Below are 25767 nucleotides of genomic sequence, written 5' to 3'. Positions count from 1 at the left end.
CAGTAGCAAGCGAGCCGCTCGAGTACCCGCTCGCATGCGTCTGATCTGTTTCCCCTACGCGGGCGGCTCGGCCGCCGTTTATCGTGGTCTGCACGCCTTGTTGCCCGGCATCGAAGTGCGCCGTCATGAACTTGCAGGCCGAGGCAGCCGCCTGTCCGAGCCTGCCGTACGAGACATGTCGACGCTGATCGACGCGTTGCTGCGCGACCTGGACAACTGCTTCGATCGTCCCTTCGCACTGCTCGGACACAGCATGGGCGCGGCTATTGCCGTCGAACTGGCGCTGCGGCTTCCGGCCCAGGCTCAACCGAACCTCCGGCATCTGTTCGTGAGCGGGCGCGCCGCACCGGGCAAGGAACGACCTGTTCGACGCATGCAGGCGCTGGACGACCGCGCTTTCCTCGATGCACTGCACGAGATGGGCGGCACACCGAAGCCGGTGCTGGACAACAGCGAACTGATGGCGCTGCTGATGCCGGCGCTGCGGGCGGATTTCACGATGATCGAAAACTACCGGCCCGTGCCCGGGCGCAGGCTGGCGGTGGACATCACCGCATTCGCGGGCCGCGCGGATGAACAGGTCCCCGTTGATTCCGTTGCAGGCTGGGGCGCCGAGACGACCGGGCAGTTCGATTTTCACGTCATCGAAGGCGATCATTTCTTTATGAGAAGCGAAATGCGGGCGATGGCCGGCATCATCGCGGCGCGCCTGCGGCGCGCGGAACACGTTGCGTCGAGCGCACTGCAGGCATGACGGGCCGATCCTCGCGATCGGCGTGCCGGCGGTGCCGTGACCGTCGAATGAAGAGGCTCGCGCGCCGTCTCGGCTTCCATGCCGGAGCCGCGGGCCGGTCGAGCATGCGTGGAGGCCGCGCGTCGCTTCCTTGCGCGCGATACCTGGAGTGCCATTGTGCAACGTAATCGAAAGCGAATCCTCGTAACAGGCGGCGCGGGTTTCCTCGGTTCGCATCTTTGCGAACGTCTGGTCGAACTCGGTCACGACGTATTGTGCGTCGACAACTATTTCACCGGCACGAAGCAGAACGTGGCTGCGCTGCTCGGCAACCCGAGCTTCGAGGCGCTGCGCCACGACGTGACCTTTCCGTTGTACGTCGAGGTGGACGAGATCTACAACCTCGCCTGTCCGGCTTCGCCGATCCACTATCAATTCGATCCCGTGCAGACCACCAAGACCAGTGTGATGGGCGCGATCAACATGCTGGGGCTCGCCAAGCGCACGCACGCACGCGTTCTGCAAACCTCGACAAGCGAAGTGTACGGCGACCCCGATGTGCATCCGCAACCGGAGAGTTACCGGGGCAACGTCAACCCGCTCGGGCCGCGCGCCTGCTACGACGAAGGAAAACGTTGCGCGGAGACCCTGTTCTTCGACTATCACCGCCAGCAAAACGTGCGAATCAAGGTGGTACGCATCTTCAACACGTACGGGCCGCGCATGCATCCCAATGACGGCCGCGTGGTTTCCAACTTCATCGTGCAGGCGCTGCGCGGCGACGACATCACGCTGTATGGCGACGGCAGCCAGACCCGGGCGTTCTGCTATGTCGACGATATGGTCGACGGTTTGATCCGGATGATGGCCACGCCCGCGGACCTCACCGGCCCGATCAATCTCGGCAATCCGCACGAGATCGCGGTCAGCGAACTTGCGCAGATCATTTTGCGCCTGACGGGCTCGACGTCGCGGCTCGTGTTCCGTCCGCTGCCGAAGGATGATCCGACACAACGTTGCCCCGATATCGGCCTCGCACGCACCCACCTCGACTGGGAGCCGACGGTCGGGCTCGAAGCGGGGCTCCGGCGGACCATCGACTATTTTCGCGCGACCATGCCGGCGTGACGCCGCGTCCGGAAACCACGCTTCGATGATCGGGATGCGATGGCATGACGTCGTGACGTTGCATCGCCTGTGTCCCATTTTTACGTGACAGACGCGATATGGACTACATGGTCCAATCAGGCCGTACCGTTACGCCATTGGCCAGGATGCAGCGATGCCAGTGTCCATCAATCCGCCTCGCAAGCCGGATCTCCGCGCATGGAAAAACTTGAGTATCTGAAGCATGTCGAATCGAAGGCGCGAACCTACGCGACATCTTTCCCACGGCTGTTTACTCATGCCAAAGGCATACGCGTACGCGACTCCGAGGGGCAGGAATACATCGACTGTCTGTCAAATGCAGGTACGCTCGCGCTCGGACATAATCACCCGGAAGTCAATGAAGCCGTCATGCGGTTTCTGTCGTCCGATCAAATGCAGCAGGCACTCGACCTCGCGACGCCGGAAAAGCACGCGTTCGTCGAGCAGCTTTTCTCGCTGTTGCCCGAGAAGATCGCCGAATCCGGCAAGATCCAGTTTTGCAGTCCCAGCGGCGCGGATGGCGTCGAAGCGGCTATCAAGCTGACCAAGCACCATACGGGCCGCTCGACGATCATGGCGTTCCACGGCGCCTACCACGGCATGACGGCCGGTGCACTCGCCGTGTCGGGAAATCTCAAGCCTAAATCGGCCGGCGGCAACGGACGCGACGTTCATTTCCTGCCCTATCCCTATACTTTTCGCTGCCCGTTCGGCACCGATGGCTCGGCGACCGATCAACTCAGCATCAACTATATTCGGACCGTCCTGTCCGATCCCGAGAGCGGGATAACGAAACCGGCGGCAATCATCGTCGAAGTCGTGCAAGGCGAAGGGGGTTGCATCCCCGCTTCCGACGCCTGGTTGATCGAATTGCGCAACCTGACGCTGCGGCATGAAATCCCGTTGATCGTCGATGAAGTACAGACCGGACTCGGTCGAACCGGCACGCTGTTCGCGATCGAACATTCCGGCATCCAGCCGGACGTACTGGTGTTGTCGAAGGCATTCGGCGGCGGCTATCCATTGTCGGTGGTGGTCTATGACAAGCGCCTCGACACCTGGCCGCCCGGCGCGCACGCCGGCACCTTTCGAGGCAACCAGATTGCGATGGTGGCCGGCTTGTCGACCATGCGCATCGTCGAACGAGACGGTCTGCCGGCGCACGCGGACAGAGTCGGAAAACTGCTGGTTGCCGGCCTCGAGGGGGTTGCCGAACGCTTCCCCTGCCTGGGCCAGATACGCGGCCGCGGCCTGATGATCGGCGTTGAAGTCGTCGTGCCCGGCCCACATGGCCAAACCGGCTCGACCCATGCAGAACTGGCAAAAGCCATCAAGCAGAACTGCCTGCGAAACGGACTCGTCATCGAAACCGGCGGCCGCAACGGCGCGGTACTCCGGTTCCTGCCGCCGCTGATCGTTTCGGAAGCGGATATCCACGAGATTCTCAATCGCTTCGAGCATGCCGTGGAAACGGCGTGCCGTGCATGACCACACCGCGGCGCGACCACGCAGACCGACCGGTGCGGGTTTCGCCGTGATCCACGTTCAGAAAAGGGACTATCGACCATGCTGGGCATGACGGAACGCAAGCTGCTTGCCGACGGGAGCTCTCCGTGGCTGCTGGAGCCTGCGTCGAACGGGCGCGATATCGTGCTGGCGGTAAACGACAACCGGGCGGAGCTGGAATCCCGGCTTCTCGAACATGGCGCGCTGCTGTTTCGCGGCTTCGACGTTTCGTCCGTGGGCGCCTTCGAAGCGTTTGCCAACGCGATTTCAGCCCATAAGTCCGACTACGTCTATCGTTCCACTCCGCGCACCTCGATCGGCAACGGCATATTCACCGCAACCGAGTATCCGCCGAGCGAGACGATCGCACTTCATTGCGAAAACGCGTATCAACGAAGCTGGCCGCTGAGCGTGGCATTCTGTTGCCTCACTCCGGCCACGACCGGCGGCGAAACGCCGATTGCCGACATGCGCGAGGTGAGCCGCAGGATCGGGCCGCGCATCCTGCAGAACTTCGAGGCGAAACAGGTCCGCTATGTCAGGCACTACCGGCGGCACGTCGACATTCCGTGGGAAACCGTCTTTCAGACTTCCGACCGCGGCCAGGTTGCGGCCTTCTGCGCAAACAACGGCATCGAGCTCGAATGGCTCGACGACGACACGTTACGCACCGCACAGATCAACCAGGGTGTGGCTTACCATCCGGTAACCCGCGACAGGGTGTTCTTCAATCAGGCACATCTGTTCCATATCTCGAACCTGGAAGCATCGCTCGCCAGTTCGATCGTCAGCCTGTTCGGCAATGACCGAATTCCGCGCAACGCTTTCTATGGCGACGGGAGTCCATTCGATCTCGCCGACATCGAGCAGATCCGCAACGCATTCCGCGAATGCGCCATCACGTTTCCATGGCAACGAGGCGACGTCCTGCTGGTCGACAACATGCGCTTCGCGCATGGCCGCAACCCGTTCGAGGGCGAGCGCAAGGTCGTCGTGTCACTGCTGGACCCGTACTCCCCCGACAGCGAAGAAATGGCCGACCGTTAGCCGGCGCGAGCGTACGAATCAATAAAAATCCGGATTGATCAAGTACGCGAAATGCCATGTCCATGGATTACGGGGCAGACGGCGGATTAGAGCGATGCTCTAATTTCAATACCATCCAATTCAGCAAGCAAGCTTGGCGGGATCGCCGCAACTGGTCCTGAGGAATTCAACGTTTGGCAGACAACGAAGGTTGAGTATGCTTCCCGATACAAAATTCAGGACTGTTACAGAAATATTGATATTTCGCGGCAAGGTCGAACCGGAGAAGACGGCATTCATTTTTCTCGAGAACGGCGAATCGGAACTGACTCGACTCACGTTCGGCGACCTGGACAAGCGGGCTCGCGGCATCGCCGCCAGGCTGCAACGCATGGCGCAACCGGGCGATCGCGTCCTTCTGGTCTATCCGCCCGGACTGGAATTCATCTGCGCATGGGTGGGATGCCTGTACGCCGGCCTGATCGGCGTGCCTGCCTATCCTCCGCGCAGGCATCGTCCGGCGGATCGTCTCAAGGCCATCGTCGCCGACGCCGTGCCGGTCGTCGCGCTGACCGACGCAGCCACGCTCGACGGCATCGTGCATCACGCGGACGGCTATTCCGACACGCTGGAACTGAAGATCCTGGCGACGGACCAGGGCTTCGACGCACCGGCCGAGCAATGGCGCGCACCGGACATCACGCCGCAGGCGCTGGCGCTGTTGCAATACACGTCAGGCTCCACCGGTACGCCAAAAGGCGTGATGATCAGCCACGCGAACATCCTGAGCAATATGGCGGTCATCGCCGAGGCGAGCGATGCCGATGCGTCGGCGGTGTTCGTCAGCTGGCTCCCGGTGTTTCACGACATGGGTTTCTTCGGGAAGGTGCTGCTGCCGATCTATCTCGGTGTGCTGTCGGTGCTGATGGCGCCCGCGGCGTTCGTGCAGAAACCCCTCCGCTGGCTGCAGGCAATCACGAAGTATCGCGGCACGCATTGCGCCGCGCCTGATTTCGCGTATGACCTGTGCGCGCGCAAGATATCCGATGAAGCCCGCGCGCAGCTGGATCTGAGCAGCTGGCGGGTTGCATTCAACGGCGCGGAACCGGTGCGCGCGGAGTCGGTGGCACGTTTTTCGCGCGCATTCGCCGCGTGCGGCTTCCACGCGCAAACCATGCGCCCGGTCTACGGCATGGCCGAGGCGACCTTGTTCATCTCCGGTCAGCCGGCACGCTCGCTGCCGCTCGTGGCGGACTACGACGCCGACGGCCTCGCACAAGGCGTGGCGACGAGAAGCGAGCGCGGCAAGCGCCACGCGCTGGTCTCATGCGGTCGGACCTGGGCGGAGCACCGCCTGCAGATCGTGAATCCGGATACCGGTGAGCGCTGCCCGCCCGACCGGATCGGCGAAATCTGGTTGACGGGCCCGAGCGTCGGTGTCGGCTACTGGAACCGCGTCGACGAAACGGAGCACACCTTTCGCGCGAAGCTGGATGGCGATGACGCGCGTTACCTGCGCACCGGCGATCTCGGCTTCGTCGATGGCGATAACCTGTTCGTCACCGGCCGTTTGAAAGACCTCATCATCGTCGCCGGCCGCAATCACTACCCGCAGGATCTCGAGCAATCCGCCGAAGGAAGCCACCCCGCGCTGGCGCCCAACGCGTCGGCGGCTTTCTCGATCAACGTCGATGACGTGGAGCGGGTCGTCATCGCATGCGAAGTGCGCCGGGAAGCGCTCAACACGCTGAACGCCGAAGCCGTCGCCGCGGAGATCCGGCGCAAGCTCGCCGAAGAGCATGACGTCGATCTGTATGCGGCGGTCCTGTTGAAGCCCGCCACGATCCTGCGCACGTCCAGCGGAAAAATCCAGCGGAGCCGAATCAGACAGGCATTCCTCGACGGACAGGGGCTCGCGATCGCGGGCGAGTGGCGGCGTTCGTTTTCCGCGGAGGTCGCGCCCTCCGCGGCAGCGGCACGCGACACGCAAGCGCTGGTGCAATGGTGCGTCGAGCGTGTCTCGCGTCTGTCGGGAATCGATTCCGGCAATATCGACCTCGACGCGCCGTTCAGCATCTATGGGCTCGATTCGAAGGACGCCATCATGCTCTCGGGCGAGTTGCAGGACTGGCTCGGGCGGCCGGTTTCCCCTACCGTCGTCTACGATTTTCCGAGTATTGCCCTGCTGGCGCGCCATTTGAGCGGCACCGGGAATGCCATGCCGGGCCAGGCGCCCGGTTCAGCCGAAGCACGCGCGGATATCGCCATCGTCGGCATGGGATGCCGTTTCCCCGGCGCCAGTCACCCCGACGCATTCTGGCAGCTGCTGCTGCAGGGCCGCGACGCGGTCGGCGCGTCGCAGCAGCGCGCCGGCGACCTTCCGCCCACCGGGCTGCTGGAACAGGTCGACCTGTTCGATGCGGCGTTCTTCGGCATCAGCGCTCGCGAAGCCGAATCGATGGATCCGCAACAGCGTCTGCTTCTCGAGGTTGCGTGGGAGACGCTCGAGCATGCGGGGATCGCGCCCCGGAGTCTCGTCGGCGGACGCACCGCGGTCATCGTGGGCATCAGCAATTCGGACTACATCCGTCTGGCGCAGGAAGAAGTCGCGGATGTCGGCCCTTATGTCGCGACCGGCAATGCACTCAGCGTCGCCGCCAACCGCATTTCCTACACGCTCGATTTGCGCGGCCCGAGCTGGGCGGTCGATACCGCGTGTTCGTCGTCGCTCGTCGCGGTTCATCAGGCGTGCCGCGCGCTGCAGCGCGGCGAGTCCGATGCGGCGCTTGCCGGCGGGGTCAACCTGATTCTGGCGCCGCAATTGAGCGCCTCCTTCACGCAATCGGGCATGCTTTCGCCGGACGGCCGATGCAAGGCGTTCGATGCGGCAGCCAACGGTTACGTGCGCGGCGAAGGCGTGGGCATGGTGCTGCTCAAGCGTCTCGACGATGCGCGCGAGAACGGCGACACCGTGTTCGCCGTGATCCGCGGCTCGGCGGTGAATCAGGACGGGCGCAGCAATGGCCTGACCGCGCCCAATGGCCCGGCCCAGCAGGCCGTGATTCGCAGTGCGCTGCACGATGCCGGCGTACGCGCGCAGGACATCGGCTTCGTCGAAGCGCACGGTACGGGAACGCCGCTCGGAGACCCGATCGAGTTGAACTCGCTGACGGCGGTCCTGGGCGAATCTCGTCGGCCGGACGATCACTGCTGGATCGGTTCGGTCAAGACCAACATCGGCCATCTGGAGTCGGCGGCAGGCATCGCCAGCCTGATCAAGACCGCCCTTGCGCTACACCATCGTGCCATTCCGCCGAACCTCCATTTCCGGTCGATCAATCCTCAAATCGCGCTCGACGGCACGCCCTTCCGTATTCCGCAGCAGGTCACGCCGTGGCATCGGGAACACGGGCCGCGCATGGCCGGTGTGAGTTCGTTCGGCTTCGGCGGCACCAATGCGCACATGATCCTGTCGGAAGCCCCACGGCCCGCGGAGATCGAAGCCGACTCGGCGGCGCGCGTCGTGACGCTCTCCGCGCGCACGCCCGAAGCGTTGCAAGCGCTGGCGGCGTCCTATGCGGCGTATCTCGACGCCCATCCCGAGGTCCGTGTGCGGGATGTCGCGTTCACGGCAAATACCGGGCGCACCCACTTCACGCGGCGAGCGGCGATCGTCGCATCGAGTCTCGATACGTTGCGTTCGCAACTGGACGCCGTTTCGGCCGGCGAGCCCGCCGAAACACCGCCTGCGGTGACCTTCCACTTTTGCGCCGACGACGGCGGCAGCGCCGACGCGGTTCGGCAATTGCGTTCGACCAGCCCCGCCTTCGGCGCGCTGCTGCAGCAACAATCCGAGGCCTGCGCCGAAGCCGGGTTCACGGCATTCCAGTGCGCGCTGGCGCAACTGTGGATGTCCTTCGGCATTACGCCGGGCGCCGTCAGCAGCACGGGCGACGGGCATCGCGCCGCAGCCTCGCTGGCGGGCGTGCCGCAGGCGCCGGACGGCGGTGCGGCGGGAAACCCCGGCATCGTGATCGAAATCGGCGCGCACGCGGCCGCGTGGGACACGATCCTGCACACGCTCGCCGAGCTCTACGTACGCGGCGCGTCCATCAACTGGGATGCCGTGGAGCAGGACGCACCGCGCCGCCGGCTCGCCCTGCCGACCTACCCGTTCGAGCGTCGCGGCTTCTGGATCAGTCCACGCGCGCCTCGGCATCCGTTGCTCGGGCGCCTCATGGAGCCGCACGCGCATTCGCCGGCCACGTGGATCTGGCAGTCGCGTCTTGACGCTCCGGCAGCCACCTTTCTCAGCGGTCATCGCGTCAAGGGATCGCCCGTGCTGCCCTATTCCGCTTACGTGGAAATGGCGCTGGCGGCAACTTCGGAAATCGGCGCCGCCAGCCATACCACGTTGAAGGACCTCGCACTGCATGCGCCGTTGCCGCTGCATCCGCATGAATCGCGCACCGTGCAGACCGTGCTGAGCCGCCAGTCCTGGGGACCGTTTTCGTTTGCCGTCTATCACCGGATCGACGACACCAGCGCCGCCGCGACATGGCAGATGTGCGCGAGTGCCGAAATTCACGAATCGGATCGGAGCCACGCATGAAATTCGGCCTGATGTTCTTCGCCAGCAGTGAAGAGGCGCTGTCCGGCAACAAGTACCAGCTCGTGATGGAAAGCGCGCGTTTCGCCGATGCGAACGGGTTTTCCAGCGTCTGGGTGCCGGAGCGCCATTTCACCGAATTCGGCTCGCTGTACCCGAATCCCGCTGTCCTGCACGCCGCGCTTGCCGCTGCCACCCAACGCGTGAAGCTGGTCGCGGGCAGCGTGGTCGCAGCGCTGCACAACCCGATCCGGATCGCGGAAGAATGGTCGATGGTGGACAACCTGTCGAACGGCCGCGTGGGCGTGTCGTTCGCGTCCGGATGGAATCCGGACGACTTCGTGTTCGCGCCGGACAAATATGCGAGCCGGCAGGACGACATGCTGACCACGATGCGCGCCGTCCAGCATCTGTGGCGCGGCGGTACGCTGGATGCGCGCAATGGCGTCGGCAAGCCGGTGCAGTTGCGCATCTATCCGACGCCGGTGCAGCCGGAACTGCCGGTCTGGGTGACTGCCGCGAGCAATCCGCAGACCTTCGTGCGCGCCGGTGAAGCCGGCGCGAACCTGCTGACCCACGTGCTCGACCAGGATCGGGACCAGCTCGCGCACAAGATCGCCCTTTACCGCGACGCGCGCGCAAAACACGGCTTCGATCCGGCGGCCGGCACCGTGTCCGTGATGCTGCACACGTTCGTCGGCGACGATGCGGTGCGGGTGCGCGAGCAGGCGCGCGCGCCGTTCTGCAACTACATCCGCAGCAATATCGGGCTGTTGAACGGGCTGGCGCAGAGCCGCGGCCAGTCGGTGGACGTGCGCGCGATGAGCGCGCGCGAGCTGGACGAGTTCGTCGAGTTTCTCTATGAACGCTTCGCGCAATCGCGCGGCCTCATCGGCACGCCGGAAACCTGCGTCGAACTCGTGCGGGATCTCGAGTCGATCGGCGTGGATGAAGTGGCCTGCCTGCTCGATTTCGGTCCGCCGGTCGAGCTGATCCTCGGCAATCTTCCGCAGTTGCGTCGACTCCGGGAGATGTGCGCCCCCAGGCGAGCCGCCGCGCCGACGAGATTCGATGCCGCCGCGGTGCAGGCCCGCTGCACCGAAACGACTTCGGGCGCCGACTTCAATGGCGAAATCCGGCAGCACGGCGTGCAGATCGACGGCGTGTTCAACGCCATCCAGCAGATCTGGCGCACGGCCGGCGAGGCGCTGGGGAAAATCAGCCTGCCGGCGGACGCGCTGGCATCGTCGCAATACCAGGTGCACCCCGCTTTTCTCGACGCGTGCAGCCGCGTGCTCGCCGCCGCGATCGATCCGGACGCGCTGGAGGCGGGCGACCTGTACCTGCCCAGTTCGATCGGCGCGGTACGTGTTCATCAGCCGCCGTCGTCGGCAGATGCGTGGAGTCACGCCACGCTGCGCAAGCCGAGCGGGCACGGCGCGCTGGAGGGCGATATCCGCGTCCATGACCTCGCCGGGCGACTGCTGATCGAGATCGATGCGCTGCGGTTGCAGCATGTGCGTTCCAGGCGAACCGTCGAGCGGCACGATTTGTCCGCGCTGCTTTATCGGCGCGTGTGGAGACCGTCGAGCGTCGACGCGGCAACCGGCGGTTCGGCGCAGGGCGAGTGGCTGATTCTCGCGGACCGTGGCGGCGTCGGCGCGCAACTGTCCGGCCTGCTGGAGAGCGCCGGCGATACGTGCACGCTGCGCTTCGCCGACGCGACGCCGGAACTGCCCGCGCTCGACCGGCCGCTGAAGGGCATCGTTCACCTGTGGAGTCTCGATCTCGCGCCCGCCGACATCGCGGCGCGACGGCGTGCCAGCGCGAGCGTGCTGCAACTGGTCAGGACGCTGGCGTCACGTGCACCGGCAGCCCGGCAGGCGCGTCTGTGGCTGGTGACGTCGGGTGCGATGAATGTGCTGGACGGCGAATCGACCGCCGTCGCGCAGGCGCCCCTGTGGGGATTGGGCCGCGCGATCGCCGTCGAGCATGCGGCGATGTGGGGCGGGCTGGTCGACCTCGATCCCGCGCAGCCGTCGGCGGCGCACATCGTGCAAGCGGTACAGGCTGGCGGCAGGGAAGACATGATCGCGTTTCGCCGCGGACAGCGCTACGTCGCGCGTATCGCCCGCGACGATCGCGAATTCGTCAGCCACCGTCCGATCAGGTTCCACCATGACGCGACCTATCTGGTGACCGGCGGGCTCGGCGGGCTCGGCCTGCGGCTCGCGTCCTGGCTCGCCGCCAACGGCGCCGGCAAAGTCGTACTGCTCGGGCGCGGCGCGCCCTCCCCGGCAGCCGAGAAAATCCTGCGGACGCTCGACGCGCGGTTCGTTCGCGCCGACCTGTCGCGTCGCGAGGACGTCGCGCAAGCGCTCGATGAAATCGCAGATTCGATGCCGCCGCTCAAGGGGGTCTTTCACCTCGCGGGCGCACTCGACGATGCGCTGCTGACGCGCCAGGACGACGATTTCTTCCATCGCGCCGGAAGCGGCAAGGCCGATGGCGCCTGGTATCTGCACGAACTGACGGCCGATCTGCCGCTCGACCATTTCGTCCTGTTCTCGTCGATGGCCGCGCTGATCACCATGCCGGGCCAGGGCAACTACGCGGCGGCGAACAGCTTCCTCGACGCCCTCGCGCAGCATCGGCGCGCGCAGGGGAAACCGGGGCTCAGCGTCAATTGGGGGCCGTGGGCGGACATCGGCCATGCCGCCACCGACTACGGACGGCGCGCGCACGAGCAACTGGCTGCGCTCGGCGTCGGCACGCTGCCGCCCGAACTGGCCATCGCGACGCTGGAACGGCTGATGGCGTCGGGCGTCGCCCAGTCCGGGGTGGCGCGCATCGACTGGCCGACCCTGTTCCGGGTCGATGCGCCGGCCGCCGGGTCGGCGCTGTTTTCCGAACTCGCGCAACCGGCTGCGCAGCCTGCACAGCAGGAGACGGCATTGCTGCGCCAGCTGCATGCGTGCGCGCCGCGCGAGCGGATCGAGCTCATCACCGACACGCTCGCGAAGATGCTGGCCGAGACGCTGCGGCTCTCCAGCACCGACGCCATTGCGCCCGAGCAATCGCTGCTCGATCTCGGCCTGGATTCGCTGATCGCGCTCGAACTGACCGACCGCCTCACCAAGGTGTTCGGCAGGCCGTTTCGCGCGACGCTGTTCTTTTCCTATCCGAACCTGCAAACGCTCGCCCAATACGTGCTCAACGAACTGTCGCCTTCGCTTCCTGCTCCTGTCGTCGACGAAGCATCCGAAGACCTTGACGAAGACGACCTTTCCGAACTGATTGCCCAGGAGATCGGCGCCCAATGAACGCCAAGGCCACGCATGCACTGAAAGCCGCGCTCGACGAACTGCGCCTGCGGCGCGCGGAAATCGCGGCGCTGCGTTCGGACCGCAACGAGCCGATCGCGGTCATCGGCATGGCTTGCCGCTTCCCCGGCCGCAGCGATACGCCGGACGCGTTCTGGCAATTGCTCGATGACGCGCGCGATGCCGTCACCGAAGTGCCGGGCGAACGCTGGGACATCGATCGCTATTACGACCCCGATCCGGCCACGCCCGGCAAGATGGCGACTCGCCACGGCGCCTTTCTCGAACGTGTGGATCAATTCGACGCGGCGTTCTTCGGGATCGCGCCGCGCGAAGCGACCTACCTCGATCCGCAGCAACGGCTCCTGCTCGAAGTGGCCTGGGAGGCGCTCGAGAACGCCCATCTCGCGCCCGAGCGCTTCCGGCAGTCCGCCACCGGCGTGTACGTCGGCATTACCTGCTTCGATCATGCGATCCAGGTGTCCAATGCGTCGATGCCGTCGAGCAGCTACGCCGGCACGGGCAGCGCGCTGAACATGGCCGCGGGCCGGCTGTCGTTCGTGCTGGGCCTCACCGGCCCGAGCATGGCGATCGATACCGCCTGCTCGTCGTCGCTGGTCTGCCTGCACCTGGCCTGCGAAAGCCTGCGCTCGCGCGAAAGCAACATGGCGCTCGCGGGCGGCGTCAACCTGATGCTGTCGCCCGAGGTGATGGTCAGTTTCTCGCAAGCGCGGATGCTGTCGCCGGACGGACGCTGCAAGACCTTCGACGCGGCGGCGGACGGCTATGTGCGCGGCGAAGGGTGCGGCATGGTGGTGCTCAAGCGCCTCGCCGACGCGCTCGCCGACGGCGACCGGGTGCTCGGCATCGTGCGCGGCACGGCGGTCGACCAGGGCGGTGCGGGCGGCGGCCTGACCGTTCCGAGCCGCGATTCGCAAGAACGGGTGATCCGCCGCGCACTGAACCAGGCCGGCCTCGCGCCCGGCGACGTCTCCTATGTCGAGGCCCACGGTACCGGGACGTCGCTCGGCGACCCGATCGAGGTCGAAGCGCTGGCCGGCGTCTACGGCCCCGGGCGCGCAGCGACCGAGCCGCTCGTGATCGGTTCGGTCAAGACCAATATCGGGCATCTGGAATCGGCCTCCGGCATCGCCGGCCTGATCAAGGTCCTGCTGTCGTTCGAGCACGACCGGATTCCGGCGCACCTGCATTTCACGCAGCCCAATCCGCATACGCCGTGGCAGGACATCCCGATCCGCGTCGCGGCCGATCCGGTCGCGTGGCGGCGCGGGGAACGCAGGCGAATCGCCGGGGTGAGCGCGTTCGGATTCAGCGGCACCAATGCGCACGCGATCGTCGAGGAACCGCCCGTCGCGCCGGCGCACGCCGCGCAGCGCGGGCTGCTGCTGCTGTCGGCCAAATCCGAAGCGGCGCTGGCGGCGCTCGCGCAACGCTACGAGCGCGCGATTGACGGCGCGACGCCGCGGGAGCTGGCCGCCATCTGCCGCGCCGCGGCCACCGGACGGAGTCACTATCCGTTTCGCGCGGCCTATGTGTCGGGCGTGAAGGAAGCGTCGGCGGCAGCGGCGCGCACGGGCAAGGCGTTGCGCATGGGCTTCAGGTTCGGCGCGCCGGACACCGGCGTCGCGCGCGAGCTTCACGCGTCGGAACCGCTGTTCCGCGACGCGTTCGCGCGCTGCTCGGTGCCGCTGGAAGCCCTCGATACCGACGCGGGCCACTTCGCGATCCAGTTCGCGTGGGCGGAACTGTGGAAGGGCTGGGGCATCCACCCGTCCGTCGTGTCGGGCCACGGCGTCGGCGAATATGTCGCGGCCTGCGTGGCGGGCGTCGTGAGCGTTGCCGACGCGCTGCGCCTCGTGGCCGCCCGGTCGGATGCCGAAGCGTTGCGCGCCGCGCTTCAGGACACGCCGCTCGCACGGCCGTCGGTCCGCCTGATCTCCGGCTGTCTCGGTACCGAAGTGACCGACGAGGTGACGCATCCGCAGTACTGGCTGCAGCTTGCCGGGGCGTCGGAGCAAGCCGACGCGCCGCACACGCCGGAGGGGCTCGCCGACGGCTGGCTGCCGCCGCCATGCGCCGGCGATGCACTGGAGCGCGCACTCGCGGTGCTGTACGTGCAGGGCTGGCAGTTCGACTGGAGCGCGCTGTTCCCGGCGCCCGCCCAGCCCGCCACGACCCTGCCGAACTACCCGTTCGAGCGGCAGCGCTTCAGCCTGGAGAAGATCCCGTCGCCGATCGTCGGCATGGATGCCGGCAGCATCGACGCAGCGTTGCGGCACCTCAAGTCGTCCGGCAAGTACTCGGAGGACGTGCTGAACGCCTTTCCGGACTTGCTCAGGACTGCGTTCGCCCCTGCCGAAACCGCCGCTCCGACCGCCCCCCCGCTCTATCACGTGGTGTGGGAGCCGCAGGCCGCGTTGCCGGCGGCCCGGTTCGCCGCCGACGCGTCGCCGTGGCTGATCTTCGCGGACGAGCGCGGTGTCGGCGAACGGCTCGCGGCGCTGCTGCGCGAGCGCGGCGCATCCTGCTCGCTGGTGCGCCCCGGCCTTGATTATGGCGTCGGCGCGGAAGCCGGCCGGCAGATCGCGCCCGAGCGGCCGGACGATTTCGTCCGCTTGCTGAACGAGACTGCCGCCCCCGGCCAGCGCATCGTCTTTCTATGGGCGCTGGACGAAGCCGTCGGCGAGACGCGCATGTCCACTGCCCTGCTGCATCTCGTGCACGCGCTGGTCGGCAGCGAGCGCGAGTGGACGCCTTCGACCCGGCCCAGGATCCGGGTCGTCACGCGCGACGCGGTGGAAGCCGGCGACGCGCCGCTCGTATCGGGGTTCGCACAGGCTGCGCTGTCGGGCCTGGCACGCGGGGCGATGATCGAGCATCCGGAATGGTTCGAAACCGCGATCGATCTCGATCCGGCCGCGCCGGAGGACGAGACGCAGGCGCTGCTTCAGGAGATGCTCGGCGAGAGCCGCGAAGAACAGGTGGCGTTGCGGCACGGCGCGCGCCATGTCGCGCGCCTGAGCCCGCTCGCGCAAGCCGAAACGGCCGCGCTGCGGGTCGAACCGGACGCGGCCTACCTGATCACCGGCGGGTTCGGCGCGCTCGGGCTGCACACCGCCCGGTGGCTGGCGGCGCGCGGTGCGGGCACGCTGATCCTGGTCGGCCGGCAAGGGGCCGCGAGCGACGAGAGCCAGCGGGCGATCGCCGAGCTGCGTGAGCGGAACGTGTCGCTGCGCTGCGAGCGCGTCGATATCGCCGACCCGGTGGCGGTCACCGATTTTTTTGCTGCGCTCCGGCGCGACGGCGTGCCGCTGCGGGGCATCGTGCATGCGGCCGGCATCGTCGGCTACAAGCCGATCATGCAGGTCGGGCGCGAGGAGTTGGACGCGGTCCTGCAACCCAAGGTCGCCGGCACGTGGCTGCTCCATCAGCAAAGCGAGCACTTCCCGCTCGATTTCTTCATCCTGTTTTCGTCGATCGCGTCCGCGTGGGGTTCGCGCGAGCAGGCGCACTACAGTGCCGCGAATCGATTCCTCGACGCGTTCGCGCATCATCGCCGCAGCCGGGGCCTGCCGGCCCTGAGCGTGAACTGGGGGCCCTGGGCGCAAGGCGGCATGACGTTCCCCGACGCGGAAGCACTGCTGCGGCGTGTCGGCATCCGCTCGCTGGCGGCGGATCGCGCGCTCGACGTGCTGGATCACCTCCCCGCCGTGCCCCAGGTGGCGGTCGTCGATATCGACCTGGCGCTGTTCCAGGGCTCCTACGAGGCGCGCGGACCCAAGCCGTTCCTCGATCGCGTGCGGGTGGGCGAAAGCCCGCCACGCGCGCCGGCGATGCCGGCGTTGAGCGACGCATCGCCGCGCGAGCGAAAGCGCCTGCTGGCGGACAGCATCGATCGCGCGGTTGCCCAGGTGCTCGGCTACGCAGCGGGGACGCTGGATCGCGACCTCGGCTTCTTCGAGATGGGCATGGATTCGCTGATGGCGCTGGACGTGCGCACGCACCTCGAAAAAGCGCTGGGCATCCCGTTGTCGGTCGCGCTGTTGTTCGATCATCCGACGGTCAACGCGCTCGCGGATTTCCTGGCGGAGCAGTCGTCCGGTACCGCGCCGGACGCGCACGCGGCGCCGACGCAGGCCGTGCCGGCGCAGCCGCGGGCGGTCGCGCCGGCCATCGAGGCGCGCGAGGCCGGCACGCCGGAACCGATCGCGATCGTCGGCATGAGCTGCCGGTTTCCGGGCGCCGCGCACGATCTCGACGCCTATTGGCGGTTGCTGAACGACGGGGTGGATGCGATCTCCGAAGTGCCGCGCGAGCGCTGGGATGTCGACGCGTACTACGATCCCGATCCGGAAGCGCCGGGGCGGATGGTTTGCCGCTTCGGCGGTTTTCTCGACGACGTCGATCAGTTCGATCCGGCCTTTTTCCGTATCACGCCGCGCGAAGCGGCCGCGATGGACCCGCAGCAGCGCCTGTTGCTCGAAGTCAGTCACGAAGCGCTGGAGCATGCCGGCATTCCCGTCGACAGTCTCAAGGGCAGCCGGACCGGCGTCTTCGTCGGCATCACCACCAACGATTACGCGAACCTGCAGCTTCGCAACGGCGGCGGCAGCGGCATCGACGGCTATTTCTTCACCGGCAATCCGCTCAACACGGCGGCCGGCCGCATCTCCTATGGGCTGGGCTTGCAGGGGCCGAGCATGGCGATCGACACCGCCTGCTCGTCGTCGCTCACCGCGATCCATACCGCCAGCCAGAATCTCCGCAGCGGCGAGTGCGATCTCGCGATTGCGGGCGGCGTCAATCTGATCCTGTCGCCGGACAACTCCATCGCCGTCTCGCGCACGCGGGCGCTGGCGCCGGACGGCCGCTGCAAGACCTTCGACGCGGCGGCGGACGGCTTCGTGCGCAGCGAAGGCTGCGGCGCGCTGGTGCTCAAGCGCCTGTCCGATGCGCTCGCCGCCGGCGATCGCGTGCTGGCCGTGCTGCGCGGCTCGGCCGTCAACCACGACGGCGCGTCGAGCGGCTTTACCGCGCCGAACGGACGCGCGCAGGAAGCCGTCATCCGCCAGGCGCTGGGCGGGCTTCCCGCCGCGTCCATCGATTACGTGGAAGCGCACGGCACCGGCACCCCGCTGGGCGATCCCGTCGAGGTGCAGGCGCTGGCGACGGTGTTCGGCGAAGGCCGCGACGGGGGCCGGCGGCTGCGCGTCGGCTCGGTGAAAACCAACATCGGCCACACGGAATCCGCTGCCGGCATCGCGGGGGTCATCAAGGTCGTGCTGTCGCTGAACCACGACCGCCTTCCCGCCCACCTGCATTTCCGCCACCCGAGCCCGCTGGTGCAGTGGGACGCGCTGCCGATCGAGATCTGCGCCGAGGCGAGCGCGTGGCCGCGCGGCGAGCGGCCGCGGCGAGCCGGCGTCAGCGCGTTCGGCGCGAGCGGCACCAATGCCCACCTGGTGCTGGAAGAAGCACCCGCGCCGGCGCGGCCGGCGACGCCGTCGAAACACAAGGTGCATCCGCTGGTGCTGTCGGCCAAGACGCCGGCGGCATTGCGAGCGCTTGCCGGGCGCTATCAGCGGCGGTTCGAAGCCGAACCCGGTCTCGATATCGCGGCCGTGGCGTTTTCGGCGGCGACCGGCCGCTCGCATTTCGCGCATCGGCTGGCGCTGCCGGTGACGTCGCTCGAGGACGCCATCGACAAGCTGCGCGCGTTCCAGGCGAAGGAACCCGCCGGCGCGGCGCAGCCCGCCCCCCGCGTGAAGATGGCATTCCTGTTCACCGGCCAGGGCTCGCAATACGCCGGCATGGGCCGCCGTCTGTACGACGCGTATCCGGTGTTCCGCAACGCCATCGACCGCTGCCGCGCGGTGGCCGATCCGCTGCTCGACAAACCGTTGCTCGATGTTTTGTCCGCCCAGGGCGAAGAGATCCACCAGACCGGCTACAGCCAGCCGGCCCTGTTCTCGATGCAGTTCGCGCTCACCACGTTGCTGGCGTCGTTCGGCGTGGTGCCCGACGCCGTGATGGGCCACAGCGTCGGCGAGTACGCGGCGGCTTGCGCGGCCGGCGTCTTCTCGCCGGAAGACGGCCTGCGGCTGATCGCCGAACGCGGCCGGCTGATGCAGGCGTTGCCCCGCGACGGCGAGATGGCGGCCATTTTCACCGACCTCGCGACGGTCGAGCGCGCGATCGAAGCCTGTCCGCACGACGTCGCGGTGGCGGCCGTCAACGGTCCGGCGAGCATCGTGATCTCCGGCAGGCGCGAGCGCATCGCGATGCTGGTCGACGCGTTCGCTGCGCAGGACATCCGGTCCGTGCTGCTCAATACGTCGCACGCATTCCACTCGCCGCTGGTCGAGCCGATGCTGGACAGCTTCCAGGCCGTCGCGAAAGCCGTGCGCGTCGCGCGCCCGGCGATCCCGTTCTATTCGAATCTCACGGGCGCCGTGATGGACGAGGCGCCGACCGACGCGTACTGGCGCCGTCACTGCCGGGAGCCGGTGCAGTTCGCGAGCAGCGTCGAGCGCCTCGCAGAAGCCGGGTTCAACGTGCTGGTCGAAATCGGCCCCAAGCCGGTGCTCGTCAACCTGGCCCGCGCGTGCTGTGCACCGGACGCCGGGATCCAGTTCCTCGGCCTGCAGCGGCCGCAAGCCGAGCAGCAAGCGCTGGTCGAAACGCTGTCGAGCCTGTATGCCCGCGGCGTCGATGTCGATTGGGCCTCGACCGAAACACCCGCGCCCACGCGCGTCGCATTGCCGTCCTATCCCTTCCAACGCAGCCGTACCTGGTTCCAGAAAGCGGACACGTCCATGACTCAGACAAGCGCATCACCCATCGCCGCAACGCCGACGCACAACCGTAGCGGCGAGGTTCTCGAATGGCTTCGCGGCAAGATCGGCGAATTGATCCAGGCCGATCCCGCCACCATCAACATCGACCTGCCGTTCCTGGAGATGGGTGCCGACTCGATCGTGCTGATCGAGGCCATCCGGCACATCGAGAAGCAGTACGGCGTGAAGCTGGCCATGCGCCGCTTCTTCGAAGACCTGGCGACGGTGCAGGCGCTCGCCGAGTATGTCGCGGACAATCTGCCGGCGGCCGCCGCGCCGTCCGAGGCCGAGTCCGAGTCCGTCGCAGGGCCGTCCACGGCGGCGGTCGCGGTCGCGCAGTCCGCGGAGGTGCTTGCGCCGCTCGCCGCCGCCCCGGCGGAATGGGTGGCGGCCGAAGGCGGCTCCACGGTCGAGCGCGTGTTGCGGGAGCAGAATCAGCTGCTGTCCCGCGTGATGAGCCAGCAGATGGAACTGCTGCGCACGTCGCTGACCGGCCAGGCCGGCGTCCGGCCGACGACGGTCGCCGCGCAAGCCGTCGCGAGCACGGCGAGCGTCGCACCCACGGCCGCGACCGCGGCCCTGGCCGCCGCGCCAGCAGCGAAGCCCGCGCCTGCAGCTGCAGCTGCGGCCGCGGCCGCGGCGGACGATCGGCCGCCCAGGCCGATGATGCCGTGGGGCAGCCCGGTCGAACAGCGGGCGCGCGGCTTGTCCGCCGTGCAGCAGGAGCATCTCGAAGCGCTGATCGTGCGCTACACGACGCGCACCCGGAAATCGAAGGACTCGGTGCAGGCGTCGCGCCCGGTGCTGGCCGACAGCCGTGCCACGGTCGGCTTCCGCTTTTCGACCAAGGAGATGCTGTATCCGATCGTCGGCGATCGCGCTGCCGGTTCGCGGCTGTGGGACATCGACGGCAACGAGTACATCGATTTCACGATGGGCTTCGGCGTGCATCTGTTCGGCCACACGCCGGACTTCATCCAGCAGCAGGTCACCCGCGAATGGCAGCGCCCGCTCGAACTGGGCGCGCGCTCCAGCCTCGTCGGCGAAGTGGCCGCGCGCTTTGCCCGCGTCACCGGTCTCGATCGCGTGGCGTTCTCGAACACCGGCACCGAGGCGGTCATGACCGCCATGCGGCTCGCGCGCGCCGTGACCGGGCGCGACAAGATCGTGATGTTCACGCATTCGTATCACGGCCATGCCGACGGCACGCTCGCCGCGGCGAACGCGGAAGGCGTGACGGAAACCATCGCCCCCGGCGTGCCGTTCGGCTCGGTCGAGAACATGATCCTGCTCGACTACGGCAGCGACGCCGCGCTCGAAGCCATTCGCGGCATGGCGTCGACCCTCGCCGCCGTGATGGTGGAGCCGGTGCAGAGCCGCAACCCGTCCCTGCAGCCCGTCGCATTCCTCAAGGAACTGCGACGCATCACCGAGCAGGCCGGCGTGGCGCTGATCTTCGACGAAATGATCACCGGCTTCCGCGTCCATCCGGGCGGCTCCCAGGCCATGTTCGGCATCCGGGCCGATCTCGCGACGTACGGCAAGATCATCGGCGGCGGCCTGCCGCTGGGCGTCATCGCCGGCACCAGCCGCTTCATGGACGCCATCGACGGCGGCATGTGGACCTACGGCGACCACTCGTTCCCCGCCGCGGACCGCACCGCGTTCGGCGGCACCTTCTGCCAGTATCCGCTCGCGATGGCGGCCGCGCTGGCCGTGCTGGAGAAGATCGAACAGGAAGGCCCGGCGCTGCAGGCCGCGCTCAACGAACGGACCGCGCAAATCGCCGAGACGTTGAATGCGTTCTTCGCGGAGGCCGAGGCGCCGATCAAGGTGACGTGGTTCGGCTCGATGTTCCGCTTCGAATTCACCGAGAACCTCGACCTGTTCTTCTATCACATGCTCGAAAAGGGCATCTACATCTGGGAATGGCGCACCTGCTTCCTCTCCACCGCGCATACGGATGCCGATATCGACCGGTTCATCCGGGCAGTGAAGGACAGCGTCGCCGACCTGCGCCGGGGCGGTTTCATCCGGCCGCACTCGAAGCACGGCACGGTGGCCGCGCTGAGCGAAGCGCAACGCCAGCTGTGGATCCTGTCGGAAGTCGATCCCGAAGGATCGCTGGCCTACAACGTCAACACCACCCTCGAGCTGAATGGCCGGCTCGACGAGGCCGCCATGCGCGCGGCCGTCCAGGGTCTCGTCGATCGGCACGAAGCGCTGCGCACCACGTTGACGCCGGACGGGTCGGGCCAGATCGTGCATCCGTCGCTGCAGCTTCGGATTCCGCTGATCGACACGGACCAGGACGCGTGGCGGGACCATGAAAGCCGCCAGCCGTTCGACCTGGTGAACGGTCCGCTGTTTCGCGCCGCGCTGGTGCGCCTGGACAGCGAGCGTCACCTGCTGGTGATGACGGCCCATCACATCATCTGTGACGGCTCCACGTTCGGCATCCTGCTCGAGGATCTGGCCCGCGCTTATGCCGGTGCTGCGCCGGCCGCGGCGCCGCTGCAGTTCCGCGAGTACCTGAAGCAGCTCGACGGCCAGCGCCACAGCCCGGAAACGAAGGCGAATCGCGCGTACTGGCTCGCGCAATGCGCGCGCCGGGCCGAACCGCTGAATCTTCCGCTGGACTACCCGCGGCCCGCGGTGAAGACGTTTCACGGCGAGCGCGTGTCCGTGCATCTGGACGCGGCGGAGGCCGCGTCGCTGCGCGCCGCCGCCCGTCAGAACGGCTGCACGCTCTACATGATGCTGCTCGCGGGCTTCAATATGTTCCTGCACCGCATCGCCGGCCAGCAGGACGTCGTCACCGGCATCCCGGTGACCGGCCGTTCCGTGGCCGGCAGCGATCGCCTCGCCGGCTACTGCACGCATCTGCTGCCGCTGCGCTCCACGCTGCCCGAGCAGGCCACCGTGGCCAGCTTCCTGGCCGGCACCCGCCAGAGCCTGCTCGACGCGCTCGAGCACCAGGATTATCCGTTCGCCGAGCTGGTCCGCGAAATCGGCGCGCAGCGCGATCTCAACGCCGCGCCGCTGGTATCGGCGGTCTTCAACCTCGAACCCGTGTCGGCGCTGCCCGAACTGCCCGGCCTGACGGTCGGCCTGGTCGCCCCGCTGATCCGCTATACCGCGTTCGATCTGAACGTCAACGTGCTCGACGCGGGGCAGGAACTGCTGATCGATTGCGACTACAACACCGATCTGTTCGACGCGAGCACGGTGCAGCGTTTCCTCGCCATCTACCGGACCTTGCTGATGCGTGTCACGGACGATGCGTCGGCTGCCGTTGCCCGGTTGCCGTTGCTGAGCGAGGCGGAGCGGGATCTGCTGACCGTCGAATGGAACCGGACCGAAACGGATTTCGGCGATGCCGCGGCACAACCGCTGCATCGGCTGTTCGAGCAACAGGTCGAGCGCACGCCCGACGCCGTCGCCGCCGTCTGCGACGACGCCTCGCTCACCTACGCCGAACTCAACCTGCGCGCCAACCGCCTCGCCCATCGGCTCGTCGAGCTCGGCGTCGTTCCCGATGCTCTCGTCGGCGTGGCGATGGAGCGCTCGCTCGACATGATCGTCGCGCTGCTCGCGATCCTCAAGGCCGGCGGCGCTTACGTCCCCGTCGATCCCGACTACCCCGCCGAGCGCGTGCGCTTCATGATCGACAACGCGCAGTTGCGCTGGCTCCTCACCCAGCAGCATCTGCTCGCCGCACTGCCCAACACCGACGCCCGCGTGATCGTCGTCGATCGCGACACGCTCGAGCTCGACGCCGCACCCGCGTCCAACCCCGCGCCTGCGCTGAGCGGCGACAACCTCGCCTACATGATCTACACCTCCGGCTCGACCGGCAGGCCGAAGGGCGCGCTCAACACCCATCGCGCGATCACCAACCGCATCCTGTGGATGCAGCATGCCTACACGCTCGGCGCCGACGAGTCCGTGCTGCAGAAAACCCCGTTCAGCTTCGACGTCTCGGTCTGGGAATTCTTCTGGCCGCTCAGCGTCGGTGCGCGCCTCGTGTTCGCCCGACCCGGCGGCCAGCGCGAGACCGACTACCTGGTCGAACTCATCGAGCGCGAACGGATCACCACGGTCCATTTCGTGCCGTCGATGCTGCGCGCCTTTCTCGACCATCCGGACCTCGATGCACACTGCGCGTCGCTGCGCCGCGTCGTATGCAGCGGCGAGGCGCTGCCCTATGATCTGCAGCAGCGTTGCCTCGAGCGCCTGGACGCCAAGCTGTACAACCTCTACGGCCCCACCGAGGCCGCCGTCGACGTGACCGCTTGGGAGTGCCGGCGCGACGACCCGCACCGCATCGTGCCGATCGGCCGGCCTATCGCCAACACCCGCCTCTACATCGTCGACGCGCAGCTGCAACCCGTGCCGGTCGGCGTGGCGGGCGAGCTGCTGATCGGCGGCACGCCGGTCGGACGCGGCTACCACGGCGAGCCCGAGCTGAGCGCCGAGAAGTTCATCGCCGATCCGTTCTCCACCGACCCGCATGCACGCCTCTACCGCACCGGCGATCTCGCGCGCTACCGGCCCGACGGCAACGTCGAGTTCCTCGGCCGCATCGATCACCAGATCAAGCTGCGCGGCCTGCGCATCGAACCCGGTGAAATCGAGGCCGCGCTGACTTCGCACCCGCTGGTCGACGCCGCTGTCGTGGCGCTGCGCGGCGTGGACGACGGCGCGCGACTCGTCGCATGGCTGCACTCGTCGCACCCCGAAGCCGAACTGATCGAAGCGGTACGCGGCCACCTGCGGCAGCGGCTGCCGGATTACATGGTGCCGTCCGCGTTCGTCGTCGTGCCCGCGTTCGAGCATCTGCCCAACGGCAAGCTCGATCGCGCCAGGCTGCCCGAACCCGGCGACGGCCTGGACCACGTTGCGCCCGTCAACGCGCTCGAAGCGCAGTTGACGGCGATCTGGCAGGAAGTGCTCGGCCAGGCGCGGATCAGCACGACCGCCAATTTCTTCGAGCTGGGCGGCAATTCGCTGTCCGCGACGAAGGTCGTCGCGCGCATCCGTCGCGATCTGCATGCGAAGCTGGAAATCCGCAGCCTGTTCGCACACCCGACCATTTCGAGCCTCGCGAAGCGCATCGCCGATACGCAGCCGATCGATTACGCGCCGGTGACGCCGCTGCCGGCGCAGGCGCACTACGAACTCTCTCCCGCGCAGACGCGGCTGTGGGTCCAGGATCGCCTCAATGCGGCGCAAGCCGGCGGGCCGCTGCCCACGTCCCTGCTGTTCGAGGGCGTGCTGGACGTGGATGCGCTCGTGCGGGCGTTCCGCGCGTTGAGCGAACGTCACGAGATCCTGCGCACGCGTTTCGTGCTGGCAGGCAATCAGCCGGTCCAGCAAGTGCTGCCGCCCGGCGAAGCCGCCTTCGCGGTCGAGGTCGTGGATCTGCAGGATGCCGAGGACCGCGATGCGCAGGCCATGTCGATCCATGCGAGCGAACGGCTCGCGCCGATGGATCTCGCCACCGGTCCGCTCTTCCGCGTCAAGCTGCTCAGACTCTCGGAAGTCCGTCACGTCTGCATCTGCACGATGCATCACATCGTCAGCGACGGCTGGTCCACGGAGGTGCTGCTCGACGACCTGTCGAAGATCTATGACGCGTTCGTCCAGCGTCGCGACAATCCGTTGCCCGCACTCCCGATCCAGTACAAGGATTACGCCGGCTGGCTGAACCGCCTGCTCGCCGGGCCGGACGGCGAACGCATGAAGGAATACTGGCTGACCAGGCTGGGCGGCGGCCTGCGCGCGCTGGAACTGCCGGGCGACCTCGAGCAGCCGGCCGCGCCGAGCTGGAAATCCTGGCGATTCGAACTGCCCGCCGCCGAGACGACGGCGCTGGAATCGCTCGGCAAGCGCCACGGCGCGACCTTGTTCATCGCGCTGCTGTCCGCGATCAAGGCGCTGTTCTACCGCCGTTCCGGCCAGGAGGACATCGTCGTCGGCACGCCGGTCGCGGGCCGCGAGCTGCCCGAACTCGAGTCGCAGGTCGGCCCCTATCTGAACGTGCTGGCGCTGCGCGACCGCGTCGCCGGCGACGATCGTTTCGATACGCTGCTGACCCGGGTGCGGGACACCACCATCGAAGCGTTCTCGCACCCGCTGTATCCGCTGGATCGCCTGCTCGACGCGCTGCACATCAAACGCGTCGCGGGACGCAATCCGCTCTTCGACATCGGCCTGACGCTGCAGAACCAGCGACAAGGCGCCGTCGATCGCTACGCGGGGCAAGTGCGCATTGCCGAGCTGCCGGACCACGACCTGCAGGGCGCGGACCCGGAAGCCGCGACGGACTTCTGGTTCCTGGCCGAGCCGCGCGCCGAGGGCCTCGCGATCAGCGTCGTCTATCACGCCGGGCGGTTCAGCGAGGCCCTGGTGCAAGGCCTCGCCAACGAACTGACGTCCGTCATCGGGGAAGTGCTTGCCGATCCGGGCGTTCGCATCCGGAACCTGACCTTGGGACAACGCGCGCTGCACGCCGAAGCGCGCCAGCCCACCGTCGAACTCAGCGCATTCTAAGGAGCCTTC

7 protein-coding genes are annotated in these 25767 nt (G+C 67.3%); all 7 read left to right on the top strand.

All coding sequences use genetic code 11. The features are described from left to right. Positions 1–34: 34 nt before the first annotated feature. The 7 genes from MRS60_RS32490 to MRS60_RS32460 all read left to right on the top strand — a co-directional run bounded on the left by MRS60_RS32490 (position 35) and on the right by MRS60_RS32460 (position 25758). A complete protein-coding gene (locus MRS60_RS32490; RefSeq protein WP_175749088.1) occupies positions 35–754 on the top strand; it encodes a thioesterase II family protein in 720 nt (239 codons plus the stop codon). A 156-nt stretch (positions 755–910) separates the two neighbouring features. Next, positions 911–1861: a UDP-glucuronic acid decarboxylase family protein gene (locus tag MRS60_RS32485; RefSeq protein WP_034182242.1), complete on the top strand. Its 951-nt coding sequence runs from the start codon at positions 911–913 to the stop codon at positions 1859–1861. A 198-nt stretch (positions 1862–2059) separates the two neighbouring features. After that, on the top strand, positions 2060–3370 hold the full coding sequence (locus tag MRS60_RS32480; RefSeq protein WP_243567417.1) for a diaminobutyrate--2-oxoglutarate transaminase family protein: 1311 nt from the start codon (positions 2060–2062) through the stop codon (positions 3368–3370). Positions 3371–3448: 78 nt separating this feature from the next. Beyond that, entirely contained in the window at positions 3449–4435 is a 987-nt protein-coding gene (locus MRS60_RS32475) for a TauD/TfdA family dioxygenase (protein ID WP_243567416.1), read from the top strand. Between the two features lie 196 nt (positions 4436–4631). After that, positions 4632–9026 carry a beta-ketoacyl synthase N-terminal-like domain-containing protein gene (locus MRS60_RS32470; RefSeq protein ID WP_243567415.1) on the top strand — a complete coding sequence of 1465 codons (4395 nt, stop codon included), beginning with the start codon at positions 4632–4634 and terminating at the stop codon, positions 9024–9026. Next, positions 9023–12346 carry a type I polyketide synthase gene (locus MRS60_RS32465; protein WP_243567414.1) on the top strand — a complete coding sequence of 1108 codons (3324 nt, stop codon included), beginning with the start codon at positions 9023–9025 and terminating at the stop codon, positions 12344–12346. The genes MRS60_RS32470 and MRS60_RS32465 overlap by 4 nt, the downstream gene beginning before the upstream one ends. Then, positions 12343–25758, top strand: coding sequence for a non-ribosomal peptide synthetase/type I polyketide synthase (locus MRS60_RS32460; protein WP_243567413.1), 13416 nt, complete (start codon positions 12343–12345; stop codon positions 25756–25758). The genes MRS60_RS32465 and MRS60_RS32460 overlap by 4 nt, the downstream gene beginning before the upstream one ends. Positions 25759–25767: the final 9 nt, after the last annotated feature.

The sequence above is a fragment of the Burkholderia pyrrocinia genome (assembly GCF_022809715.1).
In the GTDB taxonomy this organism is placed as follows: Bacteria; Pseudomonadota; Gammaproteobacteria; order Burkholderiales; family Burkholderiaceae; genus Burkholderia; species Burkholderia pyrrocinia_C.
Note: the sequence above shows the minus strand (reverse complement) of the source record. Positions and strands in the feature narration are given on the sequence as shown.

Bases quoted from the DNA above. Each gene is read 5' to 3' on its own strand.
- MRS60_RS32460 (WP_243567413.1), top strand. From the start codon at position 12,343: ATGAACGCCAAGGCCACGCATGCACTGAAAGCCGCGCTCGACGAACTG.
- MRS60_RS32475 (WP_243567416.1), top strand. From the start codon at position 3,449: ATGCTGGGCATGACGGAACGCAAGCTGCTTGCCGACGGGAGCTCTCCG.
- MRS60_RS32480 (WP_243567417.1), top strand. From the start codon at position 2,060: ATGGAAAAACTTGAGTATCTGAAGCATGTCGAATCGAAGGCGCGAACC.
- MRS60_RS32465 (WP_243567414.1), top strand. From the start codon at position 9,023: ATGAAATTCGGCCTGATGTTCTTCGCCAGCAGTGAAGAGGCGCTGTCC.
- MRS60_RS32470 (WP_243567415.1), top strand. From the start codon at position 4,632: ATGCTTCCCGATACAAAATTCAGGACTGTTACAGAAATATTGATATTT.
- MRS60_RS32490 (WP_175749088.1), top strand. From the start codon at position 35: ATGCGTCTGATCTGTTTCCCCTACGCGGGCGGCTCGGCCGCCGTTTAT.